Source organism: Pseudomonas quercus (assembly GCF_012033695.1).
In the GTDB taxonomy this organism is placed as follows: domain Bacteria; phylum Pseudomonadota; class Gammaproteobacteria; order Pseudomonadales; family Pseudomonadaceae; genus Aquipseudomonas; species Aquipseudomonas quercus.
The window spans coordinates 164268-188460 of the sequence record NZ_JAAVJI010000004.1 but is presented as its reverse complement, the minus strand read 5'-3'; the positions used below and the strand labels follow the sequence as shown (position 1 = coordinate 188460).

The following is a 24193-nucleotide window of genomic DNA, read 5'->3' as shown; positions in this document are numbered from 1 at the left end:
TTGAGGAGATGACATGTACATGGCATCAAGGAAGAACGCCTGTCATAAAGCTGTTCCAGGCGGGACCCAAATTTAAATGCGCCCCATGATGAATGGCTGAACGCGCTAGCAATGCTGCAAAGTCAAAACAATCCGCATCAGGCGGCATTGTGCTTTACAAGATGTTGCGAAATTCTTCAGGCTCAAATCGATGACGAGGTCATCGCGACCGAGCAAGACATCACGCAGCGCTAGGACCTCATGGCCTTGTGGGCAGAACGCGTGTGAGCACGCTAACAGCCCGACGCAGTTACTGTTGTGGATGATAGCCTTGGAGGCTAGAGGATTATTGCGCTGGTTGAATTGTTCACGGCATGTGCGCGCAGTCAGGTTAGCTTGGCGATAGCTGTCACCGGCAAACCTTGGTTTTGTCATTTTCAGTGAACACCATGGCGGGCCTGTGATGCGCTCCAGCAGACGATCAGCAGGCTCTACCAGCAGGCCGGGATTACGCTCGGGAGCTCGCATAGTGGACGCCGCTCGCTTGCTGCCCGCGTGCTGGCGGCTACCGGCGATGCGGAGACGGTGCAGACCATGCTAGGCCATCAGCACCTGGATCACAGCAAGCCTTACCTGACTGTCGATCAAGAAACCATTCGGCCAGCCTTCGAGGTCGCGCTATAAAGCAATTTACGTACATACCATCGACATATCCCACTGGGTGAGTATCATGGGATATACGATAGGTATATCCCGATAGGTGAGCCGTGGAACAAGGTGCTGTTTTTCAGAGCAATCGTAGCCAGGCCGTAAGGCTGCCCAAGGCGGTCGCATTTCCTGAGGACGTGAAGCGCGTCGATGTTGTTGCTGTTGGCCGAGCAAGAATTATCACTCCTGCTGGCGAATCATGGGATAGCTGGTTCGATGGTGAGGGTGTTACCACTGACTTCTTGGCTGAGCGTGGACAGCCGGCAGATCAGGAGCGCGAGAGTTTCTGATGCTCAAGTTCATGCTCGACACCAACATGTGCATTTTCACCATCAAGAACCGCCCGCAAGAGGTACGCGAGGCGTTTCTGCGCCACTACGACCAGATGTGCATCAGTACCGTGACGCTGATGGAGCTGATCTACGGCGCTGAGAAGTCATCGAACCCTTCTCGCAATCTTGCGGACGTTGAAGGCTTCGCTGCTCGCCTTGAAGTGCTCAGGTACGACCAGGAAGCTGCTGCCCACACCGGCCAGCTCCGCGCTGAGCTGGCTCGCCTTGGCAAGCAGATAGGCCCCTATGACCAGATGATCGCCGGGCACGCCCGCGCTCAGGGCCTGATTGTCGTCACCAATAACCGCCGCGAGTTCGACCGCGTACCTGGCTTGAGAGTTGAAGATTGGGTCACGCCAATCGGATAACCTTTTCGCTAGGCGCTAACCATTGTCTACAGATCCGCTATGTCTCGTCTTCGTACCGGCGCTTGTTGCACTGCTCAAGGCGGCAGAGGATCGTAAAGGATCAGCATTCAGCGAGCCTGAGGTGCTTGAAATTCGTGATAATGCAACCGCGACGGCAGTACCGTTCAGTGCTGCCTTCGCGATGGAAAAGAGCGAGGTTATCGAGACATCCCTCCAGAGTAGTGCTGGAAGGAATGGCAGCGAGTACGCACACCCTTCTGAGCACCATTGCTCATATAGCCGTTCGAAATCAGAAAATGGCTAGGCCCTGCTTCCCTACAATCTGCTAAGGGTCGTTCGCTGCCGTCCATGAGGGGCAGCTTCGGGTCGGTAGCGGTGGGTGGTGACAGGCAGCTGCCGAGCCATAGCTGCCATCGATGCGAAAACAAACAAGGTTTTTACGGGTCTACCACGCCAATGGCGGATATTGGTGAACGCTCACAATGCTCGTTATGACTAGACCTGTCCTTGCGGCCGGCACATTGCCACATCCTCTACGAGTGAGAAAATCATGGCGCAGACAAAGAAAACAGCACTGCAGAGCAAAGCGGATGACACAGTTGCCATTAGCCTTCATGGCACGTATGACAGCTACGTAGGCACTGCGGATGACGACATCATCACCGGTACAAAAAAACGAGACTCCATCTTCGGCGTCGATGGCGATGACATGCTTAAGGGCCACGCAGGTCAGCCTAATCCATATGACGCACCGGATCGCTATAACGGCGGCGCCGGCGTCGACACCATGATCAGCCACCCCGTTTATTCCCATGGGAACACGTTCGTCTACACCTCCGTAACGGACAGTTATTTCGATAAGCAAGGCTCCCACTCGGACTTGATCAAAGAGTTTCAACCCTTTGACGTACTAGACCTGACAGCGCTCGGGCTGGAGCGAGTGGGCAACGGTCACAATGGCGATCTGGCGGTCACTTACAACGCTGACGAGAACATCACCTATGTTCGCTCGCTGGATAAAAATGCTCAGGGCCAAGCATTTGAAGTGCGGCTGGAAGGTGACTACGCCGATCAACTCAGCACGCAGAATTTTGTCCTGCGCTATAACCTGACAGCTGACAGTGACGGCCGTGAGCATCAGGAAAGCGACAAGCAATATGTCATCACCGGAACCGAGGGTGATGACTATCTGATCGTTCCCCACGCTAACAATATCGTTACGGGTGGCGGTGGCGCTGATAAATTGTTCAGCGGCGATTCCTTTACCACCTTTGTCTACGATTACGTCACCGACAGCTTCGTTAATGACAATACGGGGCAGTCCAGTATCGATTCAATTATCGGCTTTGGGCTCGGTGTAGGCGATCATCTGGATGTGTCGGCGCTGGGCTTTACTGGTCTGGGAAATGGCTATAACGGCACGCTCAATTACTCCTACGACCGCCAAGCTGGTTATGCGATTGCCCAATCCTTCGAGACCGACGAAGACGGGAACAGATTCGTCGTGCACTTGACACAATACGATCGGTATCCTCTCGCGGGGGTGCAGGATATGGACCGTTTCACTTTTGCTGGGGCCAATGTGGCAGATCGCGCCAGTCAAACACTGACTGGCGATGGCTACCGCGACTCGTTCTCTAATTCGAGCGAGGGTGGCATTCTGATCGGCGGAGGTGATGACGATGTGTTGGTCGGCAATACCGGGATCGATACGTTCCGATACCTGGAGAAGAGCGACAGCTTCCGGGGTGATTCAGACTTTATCCAAAACTTCGATGCCACACAGGACCGGATTGATGTGTCAGCACTGGGCTACACGGGCCTGGGCGACGGCACCGACGGCACTCTGAAGTTGATCTACGACACTTACACGCACCGTACCTATCTCAAGGATTATGAAGCAGACGCCGAGGGGCAGCGGTTCGAAATCGGTATCGACAAAAACGTCGCCAACGCCTTCTCTGCCGACAACCTGATCGTGGCCGACGCAAGCACCCATACGACCGCTGCACCTATTGAGCTTGTTGGTATGGCGCCCGTCGAACTGCACTCAATCGGCTGAATCCAGAACCGCCAATCCATATAGCACACATAGAAGAGACGTCGCCGGTGCGGCGGCTCTTCTGAACACGGGCACCAACAGATGCTGTCTGGTGAGGATACTACTCACTCAATTTCTGCCAAGGCTTTGGCCCAGTCTGCCTGGGCGCTGGTGAGCTCGTGACCCGTAGTAAAACCGTCACTCTTCTAAGCCTCGCTAACCTTGCCTCCCCCCACGCCGTTCTTAAGATTTTGTGGATAGGTATATCTCCCTCAGGGTAGCCAATATGCCAGCCGTAGTTTCCGTCAGCGGCTGTGGCGCTATCGGATAACTCAAAGCATGAGCCGACGGGGGAACTGCTATGACAACGCGCCCATGGAGCGGCTGTTTCGCAGCTTGAAAGCGGAATGGATACCAACGGTGGGTGACATGTAGGGGTCAACCGATCCCGAACACTGAGTTAAGCTTTTCCTCACCTACGTGCGCTGACGAATGTCACCTATTCCCCACCCCACGAAAACCCGCCTGAACCCCTCTCCCATAAACACGGTCTATCACCCTATCGTTAGAAGCAATTAGACGGCCCCTGCCTTAGCGCTTAACGTGTCTGCGTCAAGGGTCATGGTGTCGCAGCCATGCCCAATATGCCCTCACATGCTCGCCGCAGCAGGATGCTCATCGGTAACCGCCACGTCAAACCTGGCCTGTCAATGCTTGAGCCTTCCATGTCTCTTAATACTCCACAGCAAATTGCCGCCCTGGCTGTCGAAGCCGGTGCGAAGAAAGCCCACTTGCCTGCAACCACCGTGATGGTGCTGGGCTTCCTCGCCGGGGCGTTTATTGCCCTGGGCTTTTTGCTGGACATCCACGTCAGCACCATGATACCTGCGCCTTGGGCCTCTTTTGGCAACTTGCTAGGCGCCGCTGTGTTCCCGTTGGGCCTGATTCTGGTGATCCTGGCGGGGGGCGAGTTGCTCACCGGCAACATGATGACGCTGCCCATGGCCTTGTTCTCAGGCCGCATTGGGGTTACAGCACTGCTGCGCAACTGGGTACTGGTCACCCTGGCCAACCTGCTGGGGGCGTTGTTCATTGCCTATGCGTTCGGCCATGTCATTGGCCTGACCGAAGGCCCTTACCTGGCTAAAACCCTGGCCATCGCCAATGCCAAGGCGGCGGCCACGTTCGAGCAGGCCTTTATTTCCGGCATCGGCTGCAACTGGCTGGTGTGCCTGGCCGTATGGCTAGCCTTTGCCAGCCGTGACGTGGCGGGCAAGGTTCTGGCCATCTGGTTCCCGGTCATGGCGTTCGTGGCCATCGGCTTCCAGCACGTGGTTGCCAACATGTTCATTCTGCCGGCGGCCATTTTTGCCGGCGCCATGGAGTGGTCGGCCTTTTTCGCCAATATGGTCCCTGTATGGCTAGGTAACGCCGTCGGGGGTGCTGTGTTTGTGGGCCTGGCGTATTCTGTGTCCTATTCCGGCCGTGCCAGCCAACCGCTGGCACAGCCCGACCCCACCACCAGCGAGGCCTAGATGGCACAGCGGGTTCTTACCGATAGTTTTGCAAGAAGGGTCGACTACCTACGGATGTCGGTCACAGACCGCTGTGACTTCCGCTGTGTGTATTGCATGGCCGAGGACATGGAGTTTCTACCACGGGCACGCATCCTTAGCCTGGAAGAGCTGCATGAGATGGCCCGCGCCTTTGTGGCCTTGGGTACCCGCAAGATCCGCCTCACGGGCGGCGAACCCTTGGTGCGGGCGGGCATCGTGGAGTTGTGTGCGAAAATCGCTGCCCTCCCCGGCCTGCAGGAACTGTGCATGACCAGCAACGGCTCCCAGCTGGGCCGCCTGGCCGGCCCGCTCCGCGATGCCGGGCTGAGCCGCCTGAACATCAGCCTGGACAGCCTGGACCCGGCCCGTTTTCGCGAGCTGACCCGCACCGGTGACCTCAACCAGGTCATCGCTGGCATCGACGCGGCGACCGCTGCGGGCTTTACCCACACCAAACTCAATTGCGTGGTGATGAAAGGCCGCAACGATGACGAAATCGCGGACCTGGTCCAGTTCGCCATCGACCGCGGGCTGGATATCAGCTTCATCGAAGAAATGCCCCTAGGCGTTATTACCGAGCACAGCCGTGCCGAAGCCTTCTTCTCCAGCGAGCAGGTGCGCGAGCGCATCGCCGAGCGCTTTACCCTGGTGCCTGCCACCGACACCACCCACGGGCCCTCACGCTACTGGCGCGTGGCCGGTGCGCCGGGCAGCCGAATCGGCTTTATCTCGCCCCATAGCCATAACTTTTGCGCCACCTGCAACCGGGTCCGGCTTACGGTAGAAGGCCGCCTGCTGCTGTGCCTGGGCAATGAGCACTCCATGGACCTCAAGTCCGTGTTGCGGGCCAACCCCGGCCAGCCCGAAAAGCTGGAGCGGGCCATTATCGAAGCCATGGCCCTCAAACCGCTCAAGCACGACTTCCGCCTGGACGACGATGTGCAAGTGGTGCGGTTCATGAACATGACGGGCGGCTAAAGGCCCGCGCGGGGCCGTTTGCCCAGTGCCATACCTTTTACTGCGCGGGTGCATTAAAATGCTGGCCCTCGACACCCGCCTGGGTGCCTCGCTTCCCCGTCAGGAAACCCGCCGATGGAACACCGTGACGCGCTCATCGCGCTGCGCACTTTTCTTTCTACCCAGATCCTGGGCCAGGACAAGCTGATCGACCGGCTGCTGATCGTGCTGCTGGCCGACGGGCACATGCTGGTCGAAGGCGCCCCGGGGCTGGCCAAAACCAAAGCCATCAAGGAGCTGGCAGAGGGGGTAGAGGCGCAGTTCCACCGCATTCAGTTCACCCCAGACCTGCTGCCAGCAGACATCACCGGCACTGAAATCTACCGGCCTGAAACCGGCAGCTTCGTGTTTCAGCAGGGGCCGATATTCCACAACCTGGTGCTGGCGGACGAAATCAACCGCGCGCCCGCCAAGGTGCAGTCGGCGTTACTTGAGGCCATGGCCGAGCGCCAGGTGAGCGTAGGGCGTAGCACCTATGAACTGTCCCCTCTGTTTCTGGTGATGGCCACGCAGAACCCCATCGAACAGGAAGGCACCTACCCACTGCCCGAGGCCCAGCTGGACCGGTTCCTGATGCACGTGAAAATCGGCTTCCCTGATGCCTCCGTGGAACGCAAGATCCTGCAACAGGCACGTGGCGAAGCGCTTAACGGGGAAACCAAACCGGAACGGCGGGTCAGCCAGCAAGCCATTTTCGCCGCCCGCAAGGACATTCTCGGCCTGTACATGGCCGACGCGGTGGAGGAGTACCTGGTGCAGTTGGTGATGGCCACGCGTACCCCGGCCAAATACGACGCCGAGTTGGCGGAGTGGATCAGCTACGGGGCCAGCCCCCGCGGCTCCATTTCCCTGGACCGCTGTGCCCGGGCCCATGCCTGGCTGGCGGGGCGTGATTTCGTCAGCCCTGAAGACCTGCAGGCCGTCGTGTTCGACGTGCTGCGCCACCGCATCATCCTGTCCTTTGAAGCCGAGGCGGCCGGCGTGGATCAGGACCGGGTTATCCAGCGCATCCTCGACGTGGTCGCGGTGGCCTGACCCAGCGACCATGAACAGCCACTCCCGCGCTACGCCCAGCATCACCGTGACCCTCGCCCAGTTGATCGAGATGCGCCACCGTGTGCGTGAAGTGCACCTGTTTTCGGGGCCTGGCCAGCGCAGCCCGTTGATCGGCCTGCACCATTCCAAGCTGCGCGGCCGGGGTGTGGATTTCGACCAGGTGCGGGTGTACCAGGCCGGTGACGACGTGCGCAACATCGATTGGCGCGTGACCGCACGCACCCAGGAACCCCACACGAAGCTGTTCCACGAAGAGCGCGAACGGCCCATTTTCATTCTGGTGGAACAAAGCCGGCAACTGTTCTTCGGCTCGGCCACCACGTTCAAGTCCACGATGGCCGCCCAGGTGGCGGCGTTGTTCGGTTGGGCCACGCTGGAGCACAACGACCGTGTGGGCGGCCTGGTATTCGGGGACTTGGAGCACTACGAAATAAAACCCCGGCGCAGCAAACAGAGCCTGCTGCAATTGCTCAACCGCCTGGTGAGGGTAAACGGCGCACTGAGCACCGACAGTGCGCCAGCGGCTGACCCCCTGGGCAGCGCGCTGCGCCGCGCCCGTGAAGTACTACGCCCCGGCAGCCTGGCCATTGTGATTTGTGACGAGCGGGCGTTGGGCGATGCGGCCGAACAGCAGCTGCGGCTGCTGGCCCGGCACTGTGACCTGCTGTTATTGCCCATCAGTGACCCGCTGGACCATGCACTGCCGGCAGCCGGCCTGTTGCGCTTCGGGCTGGGCGAGGCAGAGCTGGACATCGATACCGGAGATGCCGAACTTCGCCGTGGCTATCAAGCCCTGGCGCAGGCTCGCCAGGCCCGCTGGGAGCGCCTGGGCCAGAAGCTGGGTGTACTGGTGTTGCCGTTGAGCACGCGCAGCGACGCTGTGGATCAGCTGCGCGAATACACCAGCGCTCGCCCTCGCCTCGCCCCTGCCCCCATGAGCAGTGCGCCATGAACCCGCTCAGCCGGCTTCACCCGCTGATAGAGCCCTCACCCATTGGTGCCTGGCCACTGGCACCCGGCTGGTGGCTGCTGGCGTTGTTGCTGCTAGTCATGGCGGGAGCCGTATGGCGTTGGTGTCGAACGCCCGCCGCTGCGCCGCTCGAAACCGAAGTGCCTGCACCCGCCGCCGACAACAGTGTGGACCCGGTCCGCGCCGAAGCACTGGCCGAACTGGCCCAAATGCCCCGCCCCTACGATGGCGCACCGGCGGGCGCCTGGCTGCAGCAACTCAATGCGTTGCTCAAGCGGTTGTGCCGCAACCATTATCCGGGGGCTAACAGCCATACCCTCAATGGCCGCAAATGGCTGGCGTTCCTGGACAACCGCTGCCCGGCGGCGGGCCTTACCCGTTGGATGATCCTGGTTGAAGGTGTGTATCGCCCCGAGTGCAAGCTGGACGACAAGGCCATCAACGGCCTGTACCAGTCGGTGGATACCTGGATTCGCAAGCATGCTTGAGTTCGCCTGGCCCTGGATCGCCCTGCTGCTGCCTCTGCCCTGGCTCCTGCGCTTGGCCTTGCCCCCGGCCAGCACCGGTGAGCAGGTGCTGCAGGTAGGTTTTCTGGACGAATTGGCCCGCCTCAGCCAGCGCCAGGCGTACCGCCGCCTGCCCCGGTGGCGTCAGCAGCTGCCCTATGCACTGGTATGGCTGTTGCTGCTGACGGCAGCGGCCCGCCCGCAATGGCTAGGCCCCCCACTCCCCTTGCCAGCCAGTGGCCGTGACCTGCTGGTGGCCGTTGATGTGTCGGGGTCCATGGATTACCCCGACATGCAGTGGCAAGGTGAGCAGGTGAGCCGGCTGACGCTGGTCAAGCACTTGCTGGGTGATTTTCTCGAAGCCCGTGAGGGGGACCGGGTGGGCCTGATTCTGTTTGGCAGCCGTGCCTACGTGCAGGCGCCCCTAACCTTCGACCGGCACACTGTGCGTGCCTGGCTGGACGATGCCCAAGTCGGGATCGCCGGCCAAACCACTGCGATCGGTGATGCCATTGGCCTGGCGGTCAAACGGCTGCGCCTGCGCCCGGCTGACAGCCGCGTCCTGATTCTGGTCACTGACGGGGCCAATAATGGCGGCCATATCCAGCCCCTGGTAGCCGCACGCTTGGCGGCGCGCGAACAGGTGCGCATTCACACCATCGGTATTGGCGCCGACCCTGGGGCCGCGCCACCGGAAGGCGCGCTGGGCATCAACCCCGGCGGCGACCTGGACGAAGCCGCGCTGCAAACCATTGCCAGTGCCACGGCCGGGGAATACTTTCGTGCCAAGGATGGTAAGGACCTGCAAGGCATCAGCGACGCACTGGACCGGCTGGAACCGGTCAGCCAGGCACCCACACGCATTCGCCCGGTGCAGCCGCTGTACCACTGGCCGCTGGCCGGCGCGGTGATACTGGTGGGGTTGATGGTCTGCCAACGCCTGTTGCCACTGCTGCGGCGGTTGGCCTGGCTACGAGCACTCAGTAAACAGGCCGCGCACTGGCGTGAACGCCTGGCCCAGGCGAGGCGCCACCCATGATGGAGCTATGGCCCCACTGGTCGCGGCCTGGCTGGTTTGCCGCCTGGCCCGTGCTGGCCTGGCTGTGCTGGGCGTTGTGGTTACGCCGCCGTCGAAGTGGTCGTTGGCAGGCCCTGCTGCCTCGCCCGTTTCATGGCACCCTGCTGCGCGGTAACCAGCACGCTCGCTTTGAGCGGGGGCCGCGCATTCTGCTGGGGTTGGGTGCACTGCTGGCGGGTTTGGCACTGGCAGGGCCGGGCTGGGAAAAAGTGCAGCAGGCCGGTCAGCGGCCCGTCGACCCGCTGGTCATCATGCTGGCGCTAACGCCGGATATGCTGGCCAAAGATGCGTCGCCCGACCGCCTGGGCCAGGCGCGGCGCAAGGTGCTTGACCTGCTGGAGCGCCGTGCCGACGCCCAAACCGCCATCGTGGTGTATGCCGGTAGCGCCCACACGCTGGTACCCCTGTCTGATGACATGGCCACCAGCAGCAACCTGCTCCAGGCGTTGAAACCGTCGCTGATGCCGGTACCGGGCCAGCGTGCGGACCTCGCCGTGGCACAGGCGCTGGACCTTCTTGCCCAGGCGGGCCAAGGCGCCGGCCGGTTGCTGCTGCTGGCATCGAGCATCACCGACAGCGAGCAGCAGGCCATTGACCGGTTGCTGGCGCACCGAGCATCCCCGTTGCTGGTGCTGGGCTTAGGTACTGCCGAGGGTGAACCGGTCACACGCGAAGACGGCGAACTGCTCAAAGGCGCCGATGGCAGCATTGCCCTGCCACGCCTGGAGGCCGACCACCTTGCTGCTTTGGCCAGCCGCCACCAAGGCCGCTATGAAACGGCACGGCTGGACAACCATGACCTGCGCGCACTCGGCTTGTTCGAGGCGCCAAGGGGGCTGCCTGCTGCGGACGACCTGCCCAGTCACCCGCTGGATCGCTGGGCCGATCAAGGCTACTGGCTAGTGCTACCCCTGCTGATCGTGGCCGCGCTGGCCGGCCGCCGTGGCTGGTTATTATGCCTGCCGCTGCTGCTGGCCCTGGGTAGCATGCCGACGCCAGCCTATGCCTTCGGCCTGGCCGACCTGTGGTGGCGGCCAGACCAGCAAGGCCAACGCCTGCTCACAACGGGCCAACCCGCGGCGGCTGCCCTGCGTTTTCGCGAAACCCGCTGGCAAGGTGTGGCCCTCTACCAGGCCGGGCAGTACGCCGAAGCCGCAAAACGCTTTGCCCAAGGCGATACGGCCGCTGACCATTACAACCGTGGCAATGCGCTGGCCATGGCCGGTGAGCTGGAGGCCGCCATTCAGGCCTATGAACAAGCCCTCGACCGGCAGCCCTCCTTGAAGGTGGCCGCCGACAACCAGGCGGTGGTCAAGGCCTTGCTGGACACACGCAAAGCACAGGCCAGCCCCGCGCAAGACGCCCAGCGCACTACCGCCGAGTCACCGCCTGTAACCGTGCCGCCAGGTCAACCGGGCAACACAACCCCCAACGAGGCGACACAGCCTCAACCCTCTGCGGGGCAGCCACGTGACGGTGCGACCCAGGCCAGTGGCGCCAGTGAAGGCGACCCTACCCTTGCCCGGGCCAATACTGCGCAGGGTGACTACCCAGACAGCGAGGCACAGGAATCCCTCGAACAGTGGCTGCGACAGATCCCGGATGACCCCTCCGAACTGCTGCGCCGCAAATTCTGGTACGAACAGCAACAACGGCAGGAACAACAACCATGAGTCGGCTGTGTGCCTTTCTATTTTGCGCCATGATCGCCCTGTTTCCCTTGGCCGCCACTGCCAGCACGCTGTTGGCCAGTGTCGATCGCACCCGCCTGGCCGTCGGCGAGTCCTTCGAGCTGACGTTGTCCACCGCTGACGTGACCCTGTTTGGCCGGCCGGACACCACACCGCTGCAGGCCCAATTCGAGGTCGGTGCTGTGCGCCAGGTTAACGAGGTGGCCAGCCTGGCCGATGACCACGGGCCCAGCACCCGCTGGATCATTACCCTGGTGGCACGGCAGAGCGGCACCCTTACCTTGCCCGGCCTCTCCGTAGGCGAGCTGCGTAGCCAGCCTGTGGTCTTGCAGGTATTGGATGCCGATACGCCGGCCAGGCCCACCACCGCACCGGTGTTCATCGAGGCCACGTTGGACCAGGACCAGGCCTACGTGCAGGCCCAGGTCATTCTCACCCTGAGGGTCTACCATTCGGTACCGCTGTACGACGACAGCACGTTCGCCCCACCTGACCTGCCTGATGCCCGGGTGCAACTGCTGGGGGGCCGCCGTACCTATGAAAAGGTAATCAATGGGGTGCGCCATGGTGTACTGGAAACCCGCTATGCCCTGTACCCGCAGCGTAGCGGTACCTTGACGATCCCGGCACTGCTGTTCACCGCCACACCCGTGGAAAACAGTAACGGTGGATCGCCCAGGGCCGGCGCTACGCTGCGGGTTCGCTCGGCGCAGATCACCTTGCGGGTGCTGGCCAAGCCGGCCCTTTACCCTGCCGACGCCACCTGGCTGCCTGCACGTAGCCTCAGCCTGCAGGAAAGCTGGAACCCAGCGCCGGAAGACGCCCGCGTCGGGGATTCACTGACCCGTACCCTCACCGTCAAGGCTGAAGGGCTGTCCAGTGCACAGTTGCCACCGTTGCCCAGCACCGAGCTGACCGGCCTGCGTCGCTACCCCGATCAACCCCAGCTCAACGACCAGAACTCCGAACGCGGCCTGCTGGGTAGCCGCCAGGAACGCGAAGCACTGGTGCCGGTACGGGCCGGCGTGCAGGAACTGCCGAGCGTGGAGGTGGTGTGGTGGAACACCCGCGAAGACCATTTGGAACGTACCAGCTTGCCAGCGCGTATGCTGAACGTGACTGAACGGGTGCAAGCGCCTAGTACACCGGCCAGCCCGACGGTGGCCCAGCCCGCGCCACAAGTGTTATGGCCGTGGCAACTGGCAACCGCCGTGCTGCTGTGCACCAGCGTGCTGGGGCTGGGCCTGTGGTGGCGAGCGCGCTCACGCCCTGCCGTGGCTCGGCTGGCCGCCCTCGGCCCGAGCCCCCGCAGCCTGCTGGATGATTTGAAACGCGCCTGCCTGGACAACAACCCTCAAGCTTCCAGGCAGGCGCTGGATGCCTGGGCGCGCCAGCAGCCACAGACCCTGGCCGAACTGGCCGAGCACTACCCGCTGCTGTCCGAGGCGCTGGATGGCCTCAACGGCGCGCTTTATAGCGAAGCGGGCCGTTACTGGCAGGGCGAGCGCCTATGGTTGGCGGTCAGCGGCATTCCTGCCAACGGCCGGCATCACCCCGAAGCGGAGGACAACCTGCCTCCGCTGTACCCTAGATGAGAGCGAGGCCTTCCATGCGCTTATTGCACACCTCGGACTGGCACCTGGGGCAAAGCCTTCATGGCCAGGACCGTGACTTCGAACACCAGGCCTTTCTCAGCTGGCTGCTGGCCCGCCTTGTTGCGCTGGCGCCCGATGCCTTGCTGATCGCCGGGGACATTTTTGACACAGTGAACCCGCCGCTCAAAGCCCAGGAACGGCTCTACGATTTCATCATCAGTGCCCATGAAGCCCTGCCCTCGCTGACCCTGGTAATGATTGCCGGCAACCACGACTCCGGTTCCCGTATCGAATTGCCTGCCCCCCTGATGCGCCGCCTGCGCACCCATGCGCTCGGGCGTGTGCTGTGGCTGAACGACGGCGAGCTGGACTGCGACCGCCTGCTCATCCCCCTGAGCGATGCCACCGGTGCGACCGCGGCCTGGTGCCTGGCACTGCCCTTCCTGCGCCCGGCCGAAGTGACCGGCCTGCACCTGGGCGAGGACTACCTTGGCGGGATCGCGCAGGTTCACCAACGGCTGATTGCCGCGGCCAATGCACGCCGCCAACCCGGCCAGCCCTTGATTGCCATCAGCCACGCCCACATGGCTGGTGGCACGGTGTCCCTGGAGTCCGAGCGCAGCCTGGTCATCGGTACCGCCGAGGCGCTGCCGGCCAGCCTGTTCGACGACAGCGTGGGCTACGTTGCCCTGGGCCACCTCCACAAGCCTCAACAGGTCAACGGCGAGCAGCGCCTGCGCTACAGCGGCTCGCCCATACCCTTGTCCTTCTCGGAAGTGGACTATCCCCACCAGGTGTTGCAAGTGGACTTCAACGGCGAGCACCTGGAGCAGGTGGTCCCTCACCGAGTGCCCCGCGCCGTGGACCTGCTGCGCGTAGGGCCTGCCGCCCTGGACACTGTGCTGGCCACGCTCGACGCCCTGCCCGTGCCCGACCTGCTGGCCAGCGTGGTTCAGCATCCTTGGCTTGAAGTGAGGGTACAGCTGGACGCGCCACAGCCAGACCTGCGTGCTCGGATCGAAGCGGCACTGGAGGGCAAGGCCGCCCGCCTGGTGCGTATCGCCGTGGATTACCAAGGCAGTGGCCGTCGCGACGGCGACGTGGCCCTGGAACAGCTTGAGCAGCTCACCCCCGAGCAGGTGTTCAGCCGCGCCTGGGAAGAGCAGTACGGCAGCGCCGTGGATGAGCCTACCCTGGCAGACTTTCTCCTGCTGCTTCAGGAAGAACAGTTGGAGCAGCAGCCGTGAAGATTCTTGCGATTCGCCTGAAAAACCTTGCTTCACTGGCCGGCCCGGTGGAGCTGGACTTTACCGCTGAACCCTTGGCCAGTGCTGGGCTGTTCGCAATCACAGGCCCTACGGGCGCTGGCAAAAGCACGTTGCTCGATGCCCTGTGCCTGGCCCTGTTTGGCGCTGTACCCCGCCTGGGCCACACAAGCAGTAGCAGCAAAGTGCCTGACGTCGACGGCGAGATCAGCACCGGAGACCCGCGTAACCTGTTGCGCCGAGGCGCCGGGGCCGGTTATGCCGAGGTGGACTTTCTTGGGGTGGACGGCGTGCGCTATCGGGCACGATGGGAAGCCAACCGTGCCCGTGAAAAGGCCAATGGCAAGCTTCAGGGCAGCCGGCAGAGCCTGCGAGACCTGAACACCCAACAATTGCTCACCACCCAGAAAAACGAATACCGCCCACTGCTCGAAGCCCGCCTGGGCCTGAACTTTGAACAGTTCACCCGTGCCGTGATGCTGGCACAAAGTGAATTCAGTGCCTTTCTCAAGTCCGATGACAATGAGCGCAGCGAACTGCTGGAGAAGCTGACCGATACGGCGTTGTACAGCCGCCTGGGCCGTCGCGCTTACGACAAGGCACGCACGGCCCGCCAGCAGCTGGACGCCTTGCAGGCACAGGAAGGTGCATTCGCCGCCTTGAGCGAGGAGGAGCGGCAAGCGTTAGAGGCCCGCCTCAGCCAGGCGCGGGAGGCACTGCTCACCGCCCAGGCCCACCGCAAAGCCTTGGACGCCCAGCACCAGCAGCACCTGGCAGGCACACGCCTGGCCGCCGACCTGGCCGCAGCCACAGAGGCGCTGGCCCAGGCTGAAGCGGGCTGGCAACAGCTGGCCAACGAACGCGAGGACCTTACCCACCTTCAGGCCCTTGCCCCCCAACGGGCGCTGCTGGAACGCCATGCCCGGCTGGCAGGCCAAGTGCAGCAGCTTGAGCAGGCTACCGCTGCCGCCAACGCGCGTGTCATCGCGCTCCAAGAGGCCAGTGCTCATAGCCAACAGGCCTTGCAAGCCGCCGATCAGACCTTGCAAACGGCCCTTCAACAGCAGGCCGAAACCGGGCCGGCTTTGCGTGAGGCGTTCGATCAGCAGGCAGCGCTTCACCACGTGGAGCAGGACCTGGCGCCGCAGCAGGCCCGGGAGGCTCAGCTTAACGCTGAGCACGCGCAGGCTGAACAGGCTCAGGCCGCTCTCGAAGATGCCCATGCCCGCGGTGCGGCGGCCCTAGAATCGCTGGGCGCTCAGTTGAGTGCGAGCACGGAGCTGGCGCAGTTGGCCGAGGCCTGGCAGGCCTATCAGCCTCGGCTGCACCGGGCGGTACAGGTCGCGGCTCAGGTGCGTCAGCTTCATACGCAATTACCGGCCTTGAACGAAGCCGCTGAGGCCGCTAACGAGCGGCACAGCGCGGCCCAGGTAACGCTGGACGAGATCCTGGGGCGGCTGGGTAACCCTTCGGACCTGGGCGAGCGGCTGCGCCTGCTCAACACACTGCTCAAGGACAACCGTACAGGGCTGGACGACCTGAGTACGCTGGAAGGCCAGTGGCGTCGCTGTGCCGAGAGTGACACGCGTTTGGCCGACGTGCGGCTTCAACAGCAACGCCTGGCCGAACAACGTGAACGGTTGACCCAGGAAGGCCAGGCGGTGAAAGCCGAGCATGCCGCTGCCAGCCAGACACTGGACGTCACCTCACAACTGCTCGAACGCCAGCACCTGGCCCGCCTGCGTGCCGGGTTGGTGCCAAACGAGCCCTGCCCCGTCTGCGGTAGTGCCGAACACCCTGCCCAGGCGGGTGAAACCAGCACGGTACTGGAAACCCTAGAGGCCCAGGACCTGGCTGACATGCAGGCAGCCCAAGTCAAGGTACAGGCGCTGGCCAATCGGCTGGCCGAGCTTCGGGCTGAAGTACGAGGGCTGATGGAGCAGCAGAAAACCACGGCTGAGCAGCACCAGCGTATCAGCGCTGAACAGGCCGCCGACCTTGAGGCGCTGCAGCAGCTGCCACGGCAAGAGGCGTTACTGGCTATCGATGCGCCGAAACGGCAAGCCTGGTTGAAGGAAGCCGGTACCCGCTTGCGCACACAGATTGCTACTGACGAGGAACAGCTCAACCAGCTCGTTACTGCCCAGGGCGAGGCTACCGGCCACCAGAACCATGTGCAGGCAGCCCAGCAAGCCGCCACGGAGGCCGTGCGTGCCGCGCAGGCGCACCGTGAGCAACTGCAGCGGGAGCAACAACGCTTTGACGAAGAGCTGGAGGCCTTGGCTGACCTGCTGCCCGCGAGCGTGCTGGAGGCACTGCGGGAACACCCCGACCACGCTCTGGCCGAGCTGGAGGCCGCCGTGGGTGAACGCCTTGGCCTGTTGAACCAGCAACACACGCATACCCAGGCCCATACGCAACGCGAACAACAGAAGGCATTGGCGGCCGCACAGTCGCTCAGCCTGGCTGAGCAGTTGGCAACGGTGCGAGCCAGCCTGGAAAGCCAGTTGAAACGACATACGGATTTGCGTGCCGAATTGGCCGAGCGCTTAGGGCCCTACGCCACCGCCGACGCCTGGCAGGCCAACTTGGAACAAGCGGTCACAGCGGCTCGCTTGGGTCAGGCCCAGGCTGCCCAGGCGGCGCAGCACAGCAGCCATGATGCCCTGGCGGCCCAAGGGCAGGCGCAGGCGCTACGCGATCAGCACGCCGGCGCCCAGCAAGAGCATGCTGAGTTAACCACCCAATTGGCTCGGTGGAGAGCGACCTGCCCTGGGCTGGATGACAGCCGCCTGGCGCGCCTGCTGGCCATCGCTCCAGAGGCTGAGGAACAGCTGCGAGATCGCCTTCAATCAATGCAGACGGCACTTGAACACGCCAGGGCGCTACAGGCAGAGCGGGCGCAGCGTTTGCAGGCGCACGCCGAGCAGCGTCATCCAGAGGGGTTGGCACCCGAAGCCTTGAGCCAAGCGTTGGGTGACGCTGAAACAGACTGTACCGAGCGAGAACACGCCGTGGCCGAACTGCGTGCCGCACAGCTGGAAGATGATCGCCGTCGGCAGGCCAGGGAGGCGCTGGCCACGCAGGTCGAGGCGGCCCAGGCTGAACACCACCGTTGGGGGCGGCTGTCGGCCTTGATCGGCTCGGCGGAAGGTGACCGGCTGCGCAAGATCGCCCAGGCGTATAACCTGGACCTGCTGATTCGCCATGCCAATGCCCAACTGCTGCAATTGGTACGGCGCTACCGGCTCAAACGCGGTGGCAGTGCCTTAGGGCTGCTGGTAGTGGACACGGAAATGGCGGACGAAGTGCGCTCGGTGCATTCGCTCAGCGGCGGGGAGACCTTCCTGGTGTCATTGGCCTTGGCCCTGGGCCTGGCCTCCATGGCCTCGGACAACCTTCGCATCGAGTCACTGTTCATTGACGAAGGCTTTGGCAGCCTGGACCCGGAGTCACTGCAACTGGCCATGGATGCCTTGGACAACCTGCAAGCCCAAGGCCGGAAAGTGGCGGTCATTTCCCATGTGCAGGAGATGCACGAGCGCATCCCCGTGCAGATTCAGGTACGCCGGCAGGGCAATGGGTTGAGCGAGGTTACGGTCGTACCGTAGCGAGTGTGACCCCGTTCCCGGGTTTCGCCTTTGGCTACACCCGGTCCCACAGGGATGGGCTGCTCCCCAGGGTTGGACACCTATCCAACCTTGGGAGGCTCCATGGGTAAGTACAGCCAAACCCTGTGGGAGCTGGCGCAAGCCTGCGAACCTGTTCATGGAACCGGCGGCATCACCGCGTGGGCAGCAGGAATTTCAGGTCCGACGGTGAGTCCTGCGTGTAGTGCTGCACGGTGCGGGTCAGCATGCCGCTTTTCGCGTCTCGCTCCATCACGACAATCTCGTTGCTCTTCTGGTTAGCGATCAGCACAAACCGCCCGGTAGGGTCCAGGGTGAACTCCCGGGGGTGGTCACCTTCAATGGAGCGGCGCTGTACCACTTTCAAACCGCCCTCACGGTCCACGGCGTATACCACCAGCTCATTGACGGCGCCTCGGTTGGCCACATACAGGAACTTGCCGTCTGGGGACAGGTGCAGCCCACCACCGGCGCCCTGGGCAGGTTGCTGCCCGGGTACCAGGTCCTGCAGTTGAGTGCGTACCAGGTTACCCGCACGCCATTGGAAGCTGGCGACCTGGGCAGGCATTTCCAGGGTAAGCCAGGCGTGCTCGCCCTTGGCGTCGAACTGAAGGTGGCGCGGCCCCCCGCCGGGTGGCAGGGCTACCGAGGCCGGGCTGGCCGGGTTCAGTGGTGCCTTGGCGTTGCTCTGGTAACGGTAGATAAAAATCTTGTCGGCGCCCAGGTCGTTGGCATACACATACCCACGGTTGCTGACCACCGAGTGCACATGGCCGCCCGCCTGGCGCTCAGGGTTGACCTTGCTGGGCGTATTGCGGAACTGCTGCACCACTTCACCCAGGGTGCCATCTTCGTTGACCGGCAACACCGTCAAGCTGCCGCCTGGGTCCGGCGCGACGGCATAGTTGGACACGAACAGAAAGTGCTCATCCTCGCTCAGGCTGGCATGGGTCGGTTCGTCGCCCTTGCTTTCCACCTGGTTCACGGGGGTCACTTCATGGGTGGCCGGGTCAATGCGGTAGCTGCTCACTCGCCCGATGGGGTCTTTGGCGCCTGGGCCGTTTTCGTTGGAGACGAACAGGCGGGTGTGGGCCTTGTTAAGGGTGAGCCACGAGGGGTTATCCGCCTTGATGACCTGTACAGGGTCGTGGGCGATCTGGCCGGTCTGGCTGTCGAAACGCAGGCGATACAGGCCTTGACTGGCACCTTGCGTATAGGTACCGACCAGCAGGTCGTAGGTGGTGGCATTGGCAAGGGTGGCGCCTAAGGTAGCGGCGCCGGCAAGGGTAAGCGTCATCAGTACTCGCAGCATGTTGAATCCTCAGTGGAAGACCATGCCTACGCGCAAAAGTTGATCTCCAGACAGCCTGTAAATCTTATTCTTGGTCGTCATCTTCTTCGGCAGAAAAGGCGTCCAGCAAGCGTAGCCGATGCTCGGTATCGAGTCCGTCGATTTTCCACTGGTCGCCTTCCGTAACGAAGTTTGCGCAGGCAACCGCTTCGAGGCTGAAATGCCAGCGCCGTTCCGTCCGCCCATCCATACAGACAATGGTCAGGCCATCGTCGGCTAACGCAAAGTCGAAGGCGTAGAGCTCATCGATGATGATCATGTCGGCACATTCAAGCGCCTGGGCGAGGGTTTGGGGCTGGGTCATGGTGGGGCTCTGCAAGGGTAAAGGCAGCTAGTTTACCCTTGCGAACCCTAAGGCGTCACAGCACGCGCACATCCCCCGGCTGGAACACCGCCTCGGCAGAGGCGATTCCGTTGCGCAAGGGTTCACCGAAGGCTTCCAAGCTGATCTCGAACGTATCGCCTGGGCAGGCCTTGACCCCATCGGCGAAGGACAACGTGGCCGTGCCGAAGAAGTGTACGTGCACATCGCCGGGGCGAAGGAATTGCGCGTATTTGAAGTGGTGGTATTCCAGGTTTTCGAAGCTGTGGCACATATTGGCAGCGCCACTGAGAAACTCCTTTTCCCACAGCACGTCGCCATTGCGGTGAATACGGCTGGTGCCGGCCAGGTGCTCCGGCAGCGCGCCGACCCGCAGTTCCGGCCCGAAGGCGCAGGCACGCAGTTTCGAGTGGGCCAGGTAGAGGTAGTTCTTGCGCTCCATGACATGGTCCGAGAATTCGTTACCCAAGGCATACCCCAGGCGATACGGGCGGTGATCCGGCCCGATCACGTACAGCCCGGCCAGCTCTGGCTCTTCACCGGCGTCTTCGGCAAACGGTGGCAGTGGGAAAGCGCCCCCTGGGCGCACCAGAATGCTGCCATCCCCCTTGTAGAACCACTCCGGCTGCACGCCCGCTTCGCCCGCAGCAGGTTTGCCGCCTTCCAGGCCCCACTTGAATATTTTCATGCTGTCGGTGACAGCCGTTTCGTCATGGGCCTGCTGGTGCATCTTGTCCCGGGTGGCGGCGCTGCCCAGGTGGGTCAGGCCAGTGCCTGTTACCAGCACGTGGGCGGTGTCGGGGTGGTCCAGGGGGGAGAGAATACGTCCCTCATCCAGCAACTGCCGGTAGCTCAGGCGTTCGCCACGGGGGCAGCGTTCAGCCGCTTCGGCCAGGCTGTGGCCCTGCTCGATGGCACGCAACGCCAGCTCGCGGGTGGAGGTCACCTCGCCGAGCACCTGTACCTGTTCACCCTCCACCAGGCCTACGTGACGGGTGCCGGCGGCGGTTTGTAATTGTACTAAACGCATAACGGTCTCTCTCTGGCAGGTTCAGGTACGGGCGCTGGCGGCGAAGGTTTCAGCAGGCAGCACATGGCGCCGTTCCAGCACGCGGTACACGATAAAAGTGAGCACCAGGCCGAACAGCATCACGCCGGTGAGGAAATACAGCCCGCTGGCCAACTGGCCGGTGGCCTCTTTCAACGCCCCTACTACGAAGGGGCCCAGGTAACCGCCCAGGTTGCCCACCGAATTGATCAAGGCGATGCCGGCGGCAGCGCTGGCACCGGCAAAGAAGCGGCCTGGCAAGGTCCAGAACACCGCCGTGCAGGAGAACAGCGCGAAGGCCACCAGGCAGAGCGCGACCAATTGCAGGGTGGGCGCGGCAAACCAGGCGGCACCGAACAGCCCAGCGGCACCCAACACGTACAGCACAGCAAGGTGCCCGTAGCGGTCATTGAGGCGGTCCGAGCTGCGTGGGATCACCAACAACCCAATAATGCCGAACACATAGGGAATAGCCGAGACAAAGCCGGTGGTCAGGTCGCTGCCGCCAAACTGCTTGATCAGGGTGGGCAGCCACAGGCCTAGCCCGTAGATGCTCAGGGTGACCGGCAGGTAAAACAGTGCCAGCAGCAGCACACGAAAATCCTTCAGCGCGTGCAGCGGGTTGCCGTGGCGGGTTTGGCCATACGCTTGCAGGTCTTTTTCCAGCTCGCCGGTCAACCAGGCTTTTTCAGCCTCGGTCATCCACGTGACCTGGCGCGGGCCGTCCGGCAACCAACGCAGCACCGGCCAGGTCAGCAAGATGGCGGGCGTGCCGATCACGATAAACAGCCACTGCCAGCCATGCAGCCCCAATACTCCTTCCATGCCTAGCAGGCCACCAGACACCGGCCCGGTAATCATCATGGCAATAGGCTGGGAGAGGATGAACAAGCCAAGGATTTTCCCGCGGTGACGCACCGGGAACCACTGGGTGATGTAGTACAGAACGCCGGGGAAAAAGCCCGCTTCGGCGGCCCCTAGCAGAAAACGCATCACGTAGAAGCTATGGGGCCCCTGCACGAAGGCCATGCCGATAGTAATGGCGCCCCAGGTGATCATGATGCGGGCGAACCAGCGCCGTGCGCCGAAGCGCTCGAGCATCAGGTTGCTGGGGATCTCCAGCAGGAAGTAACCCACGAAGAACAGCCCGGCGCCCAGGCCATAGGCGGCGTCGCCGATACCTACGTCCCCGCCCATGTGCAGCTTGGCGAAGCCCACGGCCGAGCGGTCCACGTAGGCCACCAGGTAAAGCAGTACAAGGAAGGGCACCAGCTTGAAAGTGATGCGGCGTATAAGCCCAAGTTCCTGGCTCATGGCGGGTGTTCTCCAGGTCTGTTGTTTTTATGGAACCTGTCTGGAATGCGGCATGGCGGCGGTTATCCCGGCACCTGCACTCAGCGTTGTTGAGCGGACTATATAGTAATACTATTTAAGCAACAAGGCCTTCCCATGCACGCCAATACCGCCTATTTTAATGGCATGCGGCACCATTAGTCTTACAATAAGAGAGCCTGACATGTCTGACAAAAAACCCACCCTGCGCTCGGCCCAATGGTTCGGCACCAACGACAAAAACGGCTTCATGTACCGCAGCTGGATGAAGAACCAAGGCATTGCCGATCACCAGTTCCATGGCAAACCCATCATCGGCATCTGCAACACCTGGTCCGAACTTACGCCCTGCAACGCCCATTTCCGCCAGATCGCTGAACACGTCAAACGGGGTGTGCTGGAGGCCGGTGGCTTCCCGGTGGAATTCCCGGTGTTCTCCAACGGTGAGTCCAACCTGCGCCCCACCGCCATGCTGACCCGCAACCTGGCGAGCATGGATGTGGAAGAAGCCATTCGCGGTAACCCCGTCGATGGTGTGGTATTGCTGACCGGCTGCGACAAGACTACCCCCGCCCTGCTGATGGGCGCCGCCAGCTGCGACGTGCCGGCCATTGTGGTCACCGGTGGCCCTATGCTCAACGGTAAGCACCATGGCCGTGACATCGGTGCCGGCACCATCGTGTGGCAAATGCACGAAGCCTATAAGGGTGGCCTGATTGGCCTGGACGAATTCCTGTCCGCTGAAGCCGGCATGTCCCGCTCTGCGGGCACCTGCAACACCATGGGCACAGCCTCTACCATGGCCTGCATGGCCGAATCCCTGGGCGTGTCCCTGCCCCACAACGCGGCCATTCCGGCGGTGGACTCACGCCGTTATGTACTGGCCCATATGTCTGGCATGCGCGCGGTAGAGATGGTGAAGGAGGACCTGCGCCTGTCCAAGGTGCTCACCCGTGAAGCGTTCGAAAACGCCATCCGCGTGAACGCGGCCATCGGCGGCTCTACCAACGCCGTGATTCACCTCAAGGCCATTGCCGGGCGCATCGGCGTAGACCTTGAACTGGACGACTGGACCCGGGTCGGCCGTGGCACCCCGACGCTGGTGGACCTGCAACCGTCCGGTCGCTTCCTGATGGAAGAATTTTATTACGCAGGCGGCCTGCCCGCCGTGCTCCGCCGCCTGGGCGAGAACAACCTGCTGCCCCACCCCAATGCCCTGACCGTGAACGGCCAAAGCCTGTGGGACAACGTGAAAGCCTCCCCTATCTACGGTGACGACCAGGTGATCCGTGCTATCGACAACCCACTGGTCGCCGACGGCGGCATCTGTGTGCTGCGTGGCAACCTGGCGCCCAATGGCGCGGTACTCAAGCCTTCTGCTGCGACACCTGCGCTGATGCGGCACCGAGGCCGGGCCGTGGTGTTCGAAAACTTCGAGGAATACAAGGCGCGCATCAACGACCCAGACCTGGACGTGGATGCCGACTCCATTCTGGTGATGAAAAACTGCGGCCCGAAGGGTTACCCCGGCATGGCCGAAGTCGGCAACATGGGGCTGCCGGCCAAGCTGCTGGCCCAGGGCGTGACCGACATGGTGCGGATTTCCGATGCCCGCATGAGCGGCACCGCTTACGGCACGGTGGTGTTGCACGTGGCGCCTGAAGCCGCCGCCGGTGGACCGTTGGCCGCGGTGCAGGAAGGCGATTTCATTGAACTGGACTGTGCCATCGGCCGGCTGCATCTGGACATCAGCGACGCCGAGCTTAACGCCCGCCTGGCCGATCGCCAGCCGCCCGTGAGCAACCTGATTCCGGGTGGGTATCGCCAGTTGTACGTGCAGCACGTGATGCAGGCCGACCAAGGGTGTGATTTTGACTTCTTGGTGGGGTGCAGAGGGTCTGAGGTGCCGCGGCATTCGCATTGATAAGCAAGGGTTGCCGGGGCCGCCTGTGCCCCGGCAAGATGTGATAGACGAGGGTCTTCTCGTAAAGCGCGTCGGCCTTCTCTTTGTCCAGATGCTTTCCAGCAACATCTGCATCCAGAATTTTGCGCAGGTACGTTTGGGCTATCGTGTTTCCGGTTTTTTTACGGGTGTCATTCTGCATCCTCCCGAATGCCAGCCGCTTTCGCCTGTCGACAGGCTGGACGCGTAAGGGTTTGTGCTGCCTACCTCTCCATTGGCCACCGCCAGAAAAGCAAAACGCTTGAGAAATTCAGGCGCCAACGCACCCCTTGAATTATTTTTTTGCTGTTCAGTGCTCTTGTTCATCGTGTTTACTCCTCAGTAAAAGATGCAAACAAACGTGTCCACACCGTTTTACTGTGGTCAACTAAAGCCCCCTCGTTCAG

Annotated in this window: 20 protein-coding genes and 3 pseudogenes; 17 read left to right on the top strand and 6 right to left on the bottom strand. The window is 62.4% G+C overall.

The annotated features are described in order from the left end of the window. Positions 1 to 105: 105 nt before the first annotated feature. Positions 106 to 507, bottom strand: a complete 402-nt coding sequence (locus HBH25_RS09660) for a hypothetical protein (protein WP_168083700.1) — start codon at positions 505 to 507, stop codon at positions 106 to 108. Here HBH25_RS09660 and HBH25_RS09655 point away from each other — a divergent pair. The 16 genes and pseudogenes from HBH25_RS09655 to HBH25_RS09585 form a co-directional block, all read left to right on the top strand. Then, positions 430 to 663, top strand: a pseudogene (locus HBH25_RS09655) (tyrosine-type recombinase/integrase); the annotation flags it as partial. The gene HBH25_RS09660 and the pseudogene HBH25_RS09655 overlap by 78 nt on opposite strands. A gap of 83 nt (positions 664 to 746) precedes the next feature. Beyond that, positions 747 to 977, top strand: a complete 231-nt coding sequence (gene vapB / locus HBH25_RS09650) for a type II toxin-antitoxin system VapB family antitoxin (RefSeq protein WP_168083699.1) — start codon at positions 747 to 749, stop codon at positions 975 to 977. Continuing rightward, the gene (gene vapC, locus HBH25_RS09645) at positions 977 to 1387 is read left to right on the top strand and encodes a type II toxin-antitoxin system tRNA(fMet)-specific endonuclease VapC (protein ID WP_168083698.1); all 411 of its coding nucleotides are present in this window, start codon (positions 977 to 979) and stop codon (positions 1385 to 1387) included. The genes vapB and vapC overlap by 1 nt, the downstream gene beginning before the upstream one ends. 22 nt (positions 1388 to 1409) lie before the next feature. Continuing rightward, positions 1410 to 1609, top strand: a pseudogene (locus HBH25_RS23275) (hypothetical protein). 328 nt (positions 1610 to 1937) lie between these two features. After that, positions 1938 to 3449 carry a M10 family metallopeptidase C-terminal domain-containing protein gene (locus HBH25_RS09640; protein WP_168083697.1) on the top strand — a complete coding sequence of 504 codons (1512 nt, stop codon included), beginning with the start codon at positions 1938 to 1940 and terminating at the stop codon, positions 3447 to 3449. A gap of 252 nt (positions 3450 to 3701) precedes the next feature. Continuing rightward, positions 3702 to 3854: pseudogene (locus HBH25_RS09635) on the top strand (IS3 family transposase); the annotation flags it as partial. 299 nt (positions 3855 to 4153) lie between these two features. Next, the gene (locus tag HBH25_RS09630; RefSeq protein ID WP_168083696.1) at positions 4154 to 4963 is read left to right on the top strand and encodes a formate/nitrite transporter family protein; all 810 of its coding nucleotides are present in this window, start codon (positions 4154 to 4156) and stop codon (positions 4961 to 4963) included. Then, the gene (gene moaA, locus HBH25_RS09625) at positions 4964 to 5962 is read left to right on the top strand and encodes a GTP 3',8-cyclase MoaA (protein ID WP_168083695.1); all 999 of its coding nucleotides are present in this window, start codon (positions 4964 to 4966) and stop codon (positions 5960 to 5962) included. Positions 5963 to 6076: 114 nt separating this feature from the next. Further along, positions 6077 to 7036 (top strand): AAA family ATPase, encoded by a 960-nt coding sequence (locus HBH25_RS09620; protein ID WP_168083694.1) that lies wholly within the window; start codon positions 6077 to 6079, stop codon positions 7034 to 7036. A gap of 10 nt (positions 7037 to 7046) precedes the next feature. After that, positions 7047 to 8009, top strand: a complete 963-nt coding sequence (locus HBH25_RS09615) for a DUF58 domain-containing protein (RefSeq protein ID WP_168083693.1) — start codon at positions 7047 to 7049, stop codon at positions 8007 to 8009. After that, a complete protein-coding gene (locus tag HBH25_RS09610) occupies positions 8006 to 8515 on the top strand; it encodes a DUF4381 domain-containing protein (RefSeq protein ID WP_168083692.1) in 510 nt (169 codons plus the stop codon). Before HBH25_RS09615 ends, HBH25_RS09610 begins: the two co-directional genes overlap by 4 nt. Beyond that, on the top strand, positions 8508 to 9572 hold the full coding sequence (locus HBH25_RS09605) for a vWA domain-containing protein (RefSeq protein ID WP_168083691.1): 1065 nt from the start codon (positions 8508 to 8510) through the stop codon (positions 9570 to 9572). The genes HBH25_RS09610 and HBH25_RS09605 overlap by 8 nt, the downstream gene beginning before the upstream one ends. Beyond that, on the top strand, positions 9569 to 11284 hold the full coding sequence (locus tag HBH25_RS09600) for a tetratricopeptide repeat protein (protein ID WP_168083690.1): 1716 nt from the start codon (positions 9569 to 9571) through the stop codon (positions 11282 to 11284). Before HBH25_RS09605 ends, HBH25_RS09600 begins: the two co-directional genes overlap by 4 nt. Then, positions 11281 to 12897, top strand: coding sequence for a BatD family protein (locus tag HBH25_RS09595; RefSeq protein ID WP_168083689.1), 1617 nt, complete (start codon positions 11281 to 11283; stop codon positions 12895 to 12897). The genes HBH25_RS09600 and HBH25_RS09595 overlap by 4 nt, the downstream gene beginning before the upstream one ends. A gap of 14 nt (positions 12898 to 12911) precedes the next feature. Further along, positions 12912 to 14144 carry an exonuclease SbcCD subunit D C-terminal domain-containing protein gene (locus tag HBH25_RS09590; RefSeq protein ID WP_168083688.1) on the top strand — a complete coding sequence of 411 codons (1233 nt, stop codon included), beginning with the start codon at positions 12912 to 12914 and terminating at the stop codon, positions 14142 to 14144. Continuing rightward, positions 14141 to 17773, top strand: a complete 3633-nt coding sequence (locus HBH25_RS09585) for an AAA family ATPase (protein WP_168083687.1) — start codon at positions 14141 to 14143, stop codon at positions 17771 to 17773. Before HBH25_RS09590 ends, HBH25_RS09585 begins: the two co-directional genes overlap by 4 nt. Before the next feature lie 172 nt (positions 17774 to 17945). On the opposite strand, the gene HBH25_RS09580 is transcribed toward HBH25_RS09585, so the two are convergent. The 4 genes from HBH25_RS09580 to HBH25_RS09565 all read right to left on the bottom strand — a co-directional run bounded on the left by HBH25_RS09580 (position 17946) and on the right by HBH25_RS09565 (position 21826). After that, positions 17946 to 19103: a lactonase family protein gene (locus HBH25_RS09580; protein WP_168083686.1), complete on the bottom strand. Its 1158-nt coding sequence runs from the start codon at positions 19101 to 19103 to the stop codon at positions 17946 to 17948. A gap of 64 nt (positions 19104 to 19167) precedes the next feature. Continuing rightward, positions 19168 to 19446 carry a DUF5629 family protein gene (locus tag HBH25_RS09575; protein WP_168083685.1) on the bottom strand — a complete coding sequence of 93 codons (279 nt, stop codon included), beginning with the start codon at positions 19444 to 19446 and terminating at the stop codon, positions 19168 to 19170. A 55-nt stretch (positions 19447 to 19501) separates the two neighbouring features. Then, positions 19502 to 20494 carry an AraD1 family protein gene (araD1, locus tag HBH25_RS09570; protein ID WP_168083684.1) on the bottom strand — a complete coding sequence of 331 codons (993 nt, stop codon included), beginning with the start codon at positions 20492 to 20494 and terminating at the stop codon, positions 19502 to 19504. Between the two features lie 21 nt (positions 20495 to 20515). Continuing rightward, a complete protein-coding gene (locus HBH25_RS09565; RefSeq protein WP_168083683.1) occupies positions 20516 to 21826 on the bottom strand; it encodes an MFS transporter in 1311 nt (436 codons plus the stop codon). A 202-nt stretch (positions 21827 to 22028) separates the two neighbouring features. On the opposite strand from HBH25_RS09565, the gene HBH25_RS09560 reads away from it, so the two are divergent. Next, the gene (locus tag HBH25_RS09560; RefSeq protein ID WP_168083682.1) at positions 22029 to 23768 is read left to right on the top strand and encodes an IlvD/Edd family dehydratase; all 1740 of its coding nucleotides are present in this window, start codon (positions 22029 to 22031) and stop codon (positions 23766 to 23768) included. A gap of 141 nt (positions 23769 to 23909) precedes the next feature. On the opposite strand, the gene HBH25_RS09555 is transcribed toward HBH25_RS09560, so the two are convergent. Continuing rightward, positions 23910 to 24113: a hypothetical protein gene (locus tag HBH25_RS09555; RefSeq protein ID WP_168083681.1), complete on the bottom strand. Its 204-nt coding sequence runs from the start codon at positions 24111 to 24113 to the stop codon at positions 23910 to 23912. Between the last annotated feature and the right edge of the window lie 80 nt (positions 24114 to 24193).